Consider the following 8,463-nt stretch of genomic DNA (forward strand, 5'->3'; position numbering starts at 1 on the left):
GCTAAATTTTTTACATTATGTTATTTTTGCAGATTACAAGCTAAAAAATATCTTAAGATGCAGATTGCAGACAAATATAATCCTCAGGAAACGGAGCAAAAATGGTATAACTTCTGGTTAGAGAACAAGTTTTTCCATTCTACACCAGATGACAGGCCGCCTTATACGATCGTGATACCACCGCCTAATGTAACCGGCATTCTTCATATGGGGCATATGTTGAATAATACAATACAGGATGTACTGGTCAGAAGAGCAAGAATGCAGGGCTTCAATGCTTGTTGGGTGCCGGGAACAGACCATGCTTCTATTGCGACGGAAGCGAAAGTGGTGGCTAAACTGAAATCCGAAGGCATTAATAAAAAAGATATTACCCGAGAAGAATTCCTGAAACACGCTTGGGAATGGACTGATAAATACGGCGGAACGATCCTCGAACAGCTGAAAAAACTGGGATGCTCTTGTGATTGGGACAGAACGAGATTCACGATGGAGGAGAATCTGTCCAAATCTGTGATCAAGGTTTTTGTTGATCTGTATAACAAAGGTTTGATTTACCGTGGATACAAAGTGATAAACTGGGATCCGGAAGCGAAAACCAATATCTCTGACGAAGAAGTCATCTTCAAGGAACAAAACGGGAAACTTTATTTCCTTAAATATAAGATAGAAGGAACAGAGGGTTTCTTAACGGTTGCAACAACGCGCCCGGAAACGATTTTTGGCGATGTTGCCGTTTGTGTTAATCCAAATGATGAGAGATACCAGAGCCTGAAAGGCAAAAATGTGATTGTACCAATTGTGGGCAGAGTGATTCCTATCATCGAGGACGATTATGTGGATATCGAATTCGGAACAGGAGCTTTGAAAATTACACCCGCTCACGATATAAATGACTATGAGATCGGGCAAAAGCATAATCTGCCAATCATCGATTCTATGGATGATGATGCGGTTCTTAATGAGCACGGTTTGCATTACGCAGGGAAGGACAGATTCACCGTAAGAAAAGAAATTGCCAAAGAACTTCAGGAAAAAGACCTGCTTCTGAAAGCGGAAGACTACGTAAACAAAGTCGGAACTTCTGAAAGAACCGGCGCGGTGATAGAACCAAAAATCTCTGTTCAGTGGTTCCTGAAAATGTCAGAATTGGCAAAACCGGCTTTGGATGTGGTGATGGATGACACCATCAAATTCCATCCGGAGAAATTCAAAAATACCTACCGTCATTGGATGGAGAATGTCCACGACTGGAACATTTCCCGTCAGCTTTGGTGGGGACAGCAGATTCCGGCTTTCTATTACGGATCTGGCGAAAATGAATTTGTAGTGGCAGAAAATATTAACGATGCTTTGGAGCTTGCGAAGCAAAAAGCTTCCAACTTCCAACTTCAGGCATCCGACTTAAAACAGGACGAAGACGCGCTTGATACCTGGTTCTCTTCTTGGTTATGGCCAATGTCTGTTTTTGAAGGGATTTTGGAGCCGGAAAACAAAGACATCAATTATTATTATCCGACTTCGGATTTGGTAACAGGTCCGGATATTATTTTCTTCTGGGTTGCCAGGATGATTATGGCAGGGTTGGAGTACAGGAAAGATGTTCCTTTCAAAAATGTTTATTTTACAGGGATTGTAAGGGATAAACAAAGACGCAAAATGTCAAAATCCCTTGGAAATTCGCCTGATCCTATTGAATTGATCGAAAAATATGGCGCGGATGGTGTAAGAGTCGGGATTTTACTAAGTTCTGCGGCCGGAAATGACTTGCTGTTCGATGAAGATCTGATGTTGCAGGGACGAAATTTTGCTACAAAAATATGGAATGCTTACAAACTGATCCAGGGCTGGAAGCGAGATGAAACTATCAAAGCAAAAGAATCCGACAATCAAACGATAAACTGGTTTGGAGAACAACTGAATAAAACCATCATCGATATCGAGGATCAGTTCTCAAAATTCAGGATTTCTGATGGATTGCATTTGGTGTATAAACTGATTTGGGACGATTTCTGCTCATGGTATCTGGAAGCGGTTAAACCGAATTTCGGAGAAGCTATTAGTGAAGAAGTTTACCAGAAAACGATTGCTTATTTTGAGGAACTGATGAAATTGCTGCATCCTTTTGCGCCTTTCTTGTCAGAAGAATTGTGGCAGTCTATCTCGGAAAGGCAAATTGACGAAGCACTGATTATTGCGCAACAGAAAAAAGCGGATTCCTATAATGAAGAAGTTATCAAAAGTTTTGATTTCGCCAAAGAAGTGATTTCGGGTGTTAGAAATTACCGTCAGTCCAAAGGGATTTCGCCGAGAGAAGCGGTTGAGGTTTTTACTAATATTACTGAGATTAACAATGCTGATGTCGTTAAAAAATTAGCCAATATTTCGGGAATTCATTATAACCAAAAGACGGATAAGCCAAGTTTCACATTCCTGGTTGGTGCTAACGAATTTTCGATCCCATTAAGTGAAAATCTTGATTTGGGCGAAGAAAAAGCAAAAACTGAGGAAGAAATCAAATATCTGAAAGGTTTCCTGATCTCTGTTGATAAAAAACTGTCCAACGAAAAATTTGTGGCCAACGCAAAACCGGAGGTGGTAGAAAATGAGCGTAAAAAACAAAAAGACGCTCAGGATAAAATCGCTTTGCTGGAAGAGAAATTAAAAACATTGTAGAGTGGTGGAAGTTAGGTGCAGCGTGTTTTAAGTTTTATGCTAAACACCCATCTTCCATCACCAAACATCCATCAGATAATGAATCACATCGATAACATCAAAAAATTATTCTCCAAAAATTTCGTAGAAAATCCTCTTTTGGAAACCTACGAAGTGGGGAAAATCCATATTTCGTCCGGGAAAATTGTTGCCAGCGATCCTTTGATTTCTCCGGATCATCCGGCTTTTACACAGGAGTTTCCAAATGGTGATTTTCCTGTTTTGGTTCATAAAGAGAGAGATTCCAACTGCATTGCTTATGCAGAAATTGTGTTTGATAAAGAGAAATTGGCAGAGAATTGGGCGCTGGCTTTGTGCGATAATCAGGACATAAAAGATCTGAAAGATGGCGAAATCTATGGTTATCCCGTGGAATCCGGGATGGGAAGTTTTATGGATAAAGATTCTCAGGTTTCGCTTAATAATCTCGAGCAGGCACTTTTCCAGAAAAAAGGTTCAGGTTTTAAAGGTATTTATGAAGAGTTTTTCCATGCGTATTTTTTTGACGAAAAAGGAGCGATTGATCAGTTTGCAGTTCTGAAACCTTATGCTGAAAAAACTGAAAATATCATAGCTTTTGAAACAGGCTATGGCGAAGGTTTTTATGCGACATACATTGGTTATTCCGAAGATAATCAGCCGGTTAAATTAATTTCGGAATTTATAGAAATCGGATCAGATTAATTGATTACTTTAGTCGGAATGAAACTCAGTCGTATCAAACCTCAGATCGTTGTTGTAGGAAGTTCATCTATAGACCTTGTGCTTAGGACTTCCAAAATCCCAACCGCCAATGAAACGGTTCTTGCAACCAGTCTCCAGAGCTTTTTGGGAGGCAAAGGTGCCAATCAGGCTATTGCAACGTCGCGCCTCGGTGCACATACATCGCTGGTAAGCCGTGTGGGCATGGATCCTTATGGGCAACAGGTGCTTAGAAATCTGTTTGATGAAGAAGTTAATGTTGCTTTTGTTATAGAAGACGAAGAAGAATCTACCGGAACAGCCTATGTTACCGCTTCGGAGGAAGGTAATGCCATCACTGTAGTGCCGGCTGCAAATTATAATCTGTCTTCTAACGATATAGATGAGGCAGAGAAATTCCTGATGCAGGCCGATCTGATTCTCACCCAGTTGGAGATTCCTGCAGAAACGGTAGAATATCTTTTCAAAAAGGCTAAAAAACTGAATAAGAAAATCGGGATTTATGCGGCGCCGGGAAGAAAAATATCAGACGATATCATCAGTTATGCCAGCTTTATAGTGGCAAAAAGTACAGACCTGGAAACCGTTTTTGGCAACAAAGACCACAAGGAGATTATCAAACAAAATCCTAATAAGTTATTCGTAAGAGACGGCGCCAACAGCACCAGCTATTTTGATGGCACAGAGATGAAATATTTCCGCAAAGACCCGAAAACCGAAGCACACAGCATGGGATTAGGCGATGCTTTCACATCAGGATTTTCAATCGCGCTCCTGCACGGTAACCCTATAGAAGAATGTGTGAAGTTTGGGAATGATGTGGCACTAAAAGCTGCTGATTACAGAGGCTCTCAAAAAGGATTGCCTTATCTGGACGATTTCAAAAGATAGTATTGTCTGCATACAGAATCTGAGGGCAAGAAGATGAATATTTTTTATTTTTAATCATAATAATTTGCAGTGTCATTGCAGATAAAAACATTAAAATGAAAAGTATCAGCATTTTGACAAAAGACAATTACAGTTTGTCGGCCCATCTTTTCGAACCCGAGATTTCAAATAACAAAGTTTTGCTCATTAATTCTGCAACCGGTGTCAGGCAGCAGGTTTATTTTTCTTTTGCTAAGTATTTTGCGGAACATGGATATACTGTGATAACCTACGATTACAGAGGGATAGGTTTATCAAAGCCTAAAAAGATGAAAAATTTCTGCAGCAGTATGACCATCTGGGGAAGTGTCGATTATAATGCTTTGACGGATTATATTCAGGAAAGATATATTGATTATCAAAAATTCTGCTTGGGGCATTCTGTAGGCGCCTTGATTTTAGGAATGAACGAAGGCTCAAGCATCTTTGAAAAATTTATTTTTGCGGCTACTCAAAAATCATATTTAGGCAATCTCAATCTTAGGACAAAAATCCAGGGTTATCTTGGTTTTGGTCTCGTTCTTCCTGTTTCTACATGGTTTTTTGGGTATTTTCCGGCTCACCGTTTCGGTTTGGGAGAGAGTTTGCCCAAAGGCAATGCATTCGACTGGCGTACGCTGCTTCTGGATGAAAAATCGACCAACAAGGTTCTTGAAAAATCCAAAGATATTTCGAAAGAGTTGACGCAGGGCGTTTTTGTATTTTGGGCTGATGACGACCCGTGGCTTAACAAAACTGGCGTTACCGCTTTGCTGGATGAGACTTATCCTAATATGAAGCCAATTTACAGATTGATAAAATCTGAAGAATCTCCTAAGAAAGAAGTAGGGCACATCAATTTTTTCAGATCTTATAATCAGCCACTTTGGAATATTGTTTTGAAGGAATTATAAATTGAAAATTATTGATCATAAATCTTAAAGCGCTTTGCGCTCAAAATTGAATTTAAAAATGGATTTAATACAAAATACGATACAATTAGTAAAACAAAAATTAGAAGGAACCGAATCCGGACATGACTGGTTTCATATCGAACGGGTTTGGAAACTCAGTACCTATATTCAGGAACGGGAAGGCGGAGACCAACAGGTGATTGAGCTGGCTGCTTTGTTACACGATATTGCCGATCCAAAATTCCATAACGGGGATGAAACCCTTGCTGCTAAAATCGTCAATGAATTTTTAACCGAGCAAAAACTGGATAACGAAACAATTGGGAAAGTAATTTTCATTATAGAAAATATGTCGTTCAAAAACAGAAATGATGCGCCGCAAAACCTGCCTCTGGAGCTGAAAATTGTTCAGGATGCCGACCGGCTGGATGCCATTGGTGCGATTGGTATTGCAAGGACTTTCAATTTTGGCGGTTACAAAAACAATCTGATGTATCACCCGGATATTTCTCCAAAAATTAATCAGACAAAGGAAGAATACAAAAAATCAAACGGGACAACCATCAATCATTTTTACGAGAAACTGTTACTTCTTAAAGATATGATGAATACCAATACAGCAAAAGATCTGGCCACAGAACGCCATCAACTGATGCTTAACTTTCTGGATGAGTTTTACAAAGAGTGGAATGTCTCACTCTAATTAAGGAGAAACTGCTATCTTTGTGTAATGATCATCATTCTACTGCTTCTTTTGCTCATTGCAGCCTTGTTTCTGTACGGTTTCCGATCAGGAAAATGGAGTGTATGGAACAAAATTATCCGTACCGTTATTACCATTTCTGCTGCGGCCTATTTTACGTTTTGGTTTGTAGAAAAAAGCCTTTCGCAATTTCTGGAAAATTCTTTGGCGGTGCAGGTTATCAATTATCTGCCTCAGCCTATAGATTTTTACATTATTCGCATTCAGGATGGTGGTGATGGTACAAAGTATAGCTCCAAACATGTGGGCCAGATTCGTCCGGATTATTTCCGGATAGAATATCTTAATATGCAGAAATCCAGCGAGTTTTGGGTTGTAGGTTACATCGGTAAAGATAAGCTGGTCTATTTTTCTCAGGTGGCTGTTCCCAACAAAAATGAGGACAAGATTATAGAAGTCCGTAACTATATCAATCACAGCCTGAAACTCTCCGCAATTGCCACCGAAAAAGTCGCAGAACTGAAATACGATAATATCAAGCTCAGCATATGGGTAACATTAGATCTGCTTCTGATATTTCTTAACGCCGTATTACTTTTCAGAGGTAGTAAAAAGATCAAGGATTAAAGATTATTTTTAAGGCTACTTTCGATTATCGTTTTTACTCAGCAAAACGAAGGCTTCCCGGTTGTATCTCTGACTTTAAAAAATTCCACGCTAAATTCACTTTATAGTAATATCTTACAAAATCATTTTTTCATTATTTATAAAATTTAATATTAAAATTTATAAATAATATAAAGATTAAATATACTATTTACATCCGATTCTGTACCTTTAATACCAGCAAATTGGTATAATTACTGCAACTAAAATTCAAAAATTATTTTAAAATGAATCTTTCAAAAAATATTAATTCTGCTCATCAAACTTTTTTGGACTGGAAAAAAGTGCCATTCGGGGAACGACAAAAATTACTTCTAAAACTGGCAGATGTTTTGGACAAAAATAAAGAGGATTATGCAAAAATCATTACCACAGAAATGCATAAGCCGATTACACAATCGGTAGCAGAAATTGAAAAAAGTGCCGGGATGATCAGGTATTATGCGAAGGCAGACAATGTCCTGAAACCCGAAAAAATCAAAACCGAATTTGATGTCAGCGAAGTGCATTATGATGCATTAGGGATTATTTTGGGTGTGATGCCTTGGAACTTCCCTTTCTGGCAGGTTTTACGCTTTGCCATTCCTGCCATTCTTGCCGGTAATGTGGTTTTGCTCAAACATGCTTCGATCTGTTTTGGAAGTGGTGATGCTATTGAAAAAGCCTTTTCTGACGCCGGTTTCCCCAAATTTATTTTTCAGAATCTTAGAATTGGGCATGATGATATCAAGACTATTTTAGAAAATCCATATGTAAGAGGTGTAAGCCTCACCGGTAGTGAAAAAGCCGGAGCCAGCGTGGCGGCACTCGCAGGTAAAAGTATCAAAAAATCTGTTTTGGAATTAGGTGGCAGCGACGCCTTCATCGTCCTGGAAGATGCTGATCTTGAGAAAGCAGCCAAAGATGGTGCTGCCGCGAAACTGCAGAATACGGGACAGGTTTGTAATGCTGCTAAACGGTTTATTGTGCACCAAAGTATTGAGAAAGCATTTGTGCCTCAATTCATAGAAGTTTATAATTCTTATCAGCCTGCAGACCCATTAAAAAAGGACACCAAGCTAGGAAAAATGGCAAGGCCTGATTTGGCGGATGAACTGGAAGCTCAGTACAAAAAAGCCCAAAGGCATGGGGCAGAAGTGGTGTTGGCACTGGAACGTATTGATGATAGCACGTTTCGCCCTGGTATTATAAAAGTTGAGGAAGGCAACCCTATTCTGAAAGAAGAATTGTTCGGTCCGCTGGCTATTCTGATGATTGGCAAAAATGATGAGGACATTCTCAAACTCGCCAATGATATACCATTTGGATTAGGCAATGCGGTGTGGACAAAAGATAAGAAAAGAGCCCAGTTCTTTATTGAAAATCTGGAGTCAGGAACCGTATCTGTGAACAAATCAACCAGTTCGGATATCAGGCTGCCTTTTGGCGGTGCTAAGGCTTCAGGTTATGGCGTTGAGTTATCTTTACATGCTATCAAAGAATTTACCCAAATCAAAACGGTGGTTGGAAATATTTAATTAGTCGTTCCTTAACAAAACCCACTATTTAATTTATTTTTAAAAACAGGATTAGAAAACAGCATAATTTGTATCTTACAAAATAAGAAAATAATTTTCTGTTTCAGTAGTTCCATCATTTTCTTCATGTTCCAAGCGGTTGCAGCTAGTAATGCATTGATTTGTGGTCCCGTTTCTCCCATGAAGTAATTTTTTGCCATCCTAAAATCGGTTTTTAAATGTCCGATGATAGGTTCTATTGCCGCTCTGGTTCTAAATTTTTTACGCTTTGTCTGCTTTTGATAAGCAGTGTCTTTTTTTCTTGGAGTGCTTGGGATGGAGATTTTCACGCCCTTTA

At 39.2% G+C, this 8,463-nt stretch carries 7 protein-coding genes and 1 pseudogene; 7 read left to right on the plus strand and 1 reads right to left on the minus strand.

What is annotated here, in order from left to right; genetic code table 11:
* Positions 1-57 precede the first annotated feature (57 nt).
* The 7 genes from B0B05_RS02370 (at position 58) to B0B05_RS02400 (ending at position 8,126) form a co-directional block, all read left to right on the plus strand.
* Positions 58-2,676 (plus strand): valine--tRNA ligase, encoded by a 2,619-nt coding sequence (locus tag B0B05_RS02370; RefSeq protein WP_076781892.1) that lies wholly within the window; start codon positions 58-60, stop codon positions 2,674-2,676.
* A gap of 78 nt (positions 2,677-2,754) precedes the next feature.
* On the plus strand, positions 2,755-3,399 hold the full coding sequence (locus B0B05_RS02375) for a DUF4241 domain-containing protein (RefSeq protein WP_076781893.1): 645 nt from the start codon (positions 2,755-2,757) through the stop codon (positions 3,397-3,399).
* Positions 3,400-3,417: 18 nt separating this feature from the next.
* Positions 3,418-4,308: a ribokinase gene (locus B0B05_RS02380; RefSeq protein ID WP_076781894.1), complete on the plus strand. Its 891-nt coding sequence runs from the start codon at positions 3,418-3,420 to the stop codon at positions 4,306-4,308.
* 95 nt (positions 4,309-4,403) lie between these two features.
* Positions 4,404-5,240, plus strand: a complete 837-nt coding sequence (locus tag B0B05_RS02385; RefSeq protein WP_076781895.1) for an alpha/beta hydrolase family protein — start codon at positions 4,404-4,406, stop codon at positions 5,238-5,240.
* Positions 5,241-5,298: 58 nt separating this feature from the next.
* Positions 5,299-5,943, plus strand: a complete 645-nt coding sequence (locus tag B0B05_RS02390; protein WP_076781896.1) for an HD domain-containing protein — start codon at positions 5,299-5,301, stop codon at positions 5,941-5,943.
* Positions 5,944-5,970: 27 nt separating this feature from the next.
* The gene (locus B0B05_RS02395; protein ID WP_245799171.1) at positions 5,971-6,570 is read left to right on the plus strand and encodes a hypothetical protein; all 600 of its coding nucleotides are present in this window, start codon (positions 5,971-5,973) and stop codon (positions 6,568-6,570) included.
* 266 nt (positions 6,571-6,836) lie between these two features.
* Positions 6,837-8,126 carry an aldehyde dehydrogenase family protein gene (locus tag B0B05_RS02400; RefSeq protein WP_076781897.1) on the plus strand — a complete coding sequence of 430 codons (1,290 nt, stop codon included), beginning with the start codon at positions 6,837-6,839 and terminating at the stop codon, positions 8,124-8,126.
* Positions 8,127-8,137: 11 nt separating this feature from the next.
* On the opposite strand, the pseudogene B0B05_RS16515 reads toward B0B05_RS02400, so the two are convergent.
* Positions 8,138-8,463, minus strand: a pseudogene (locus B0B05_RS16515) (hypothetical protein); the annotation flags it as partial.

The organism is Epilithonimonas bovis DSM 19482, from assembly GCF_900108115.1.
Classification (GTDB): domain Bacteria; phylum Bacteroidota; class Bacteroidia; order Flavobacteriales; family Weeksellaceae; genus Epilithonimonas; species Epilithonimonas bovis.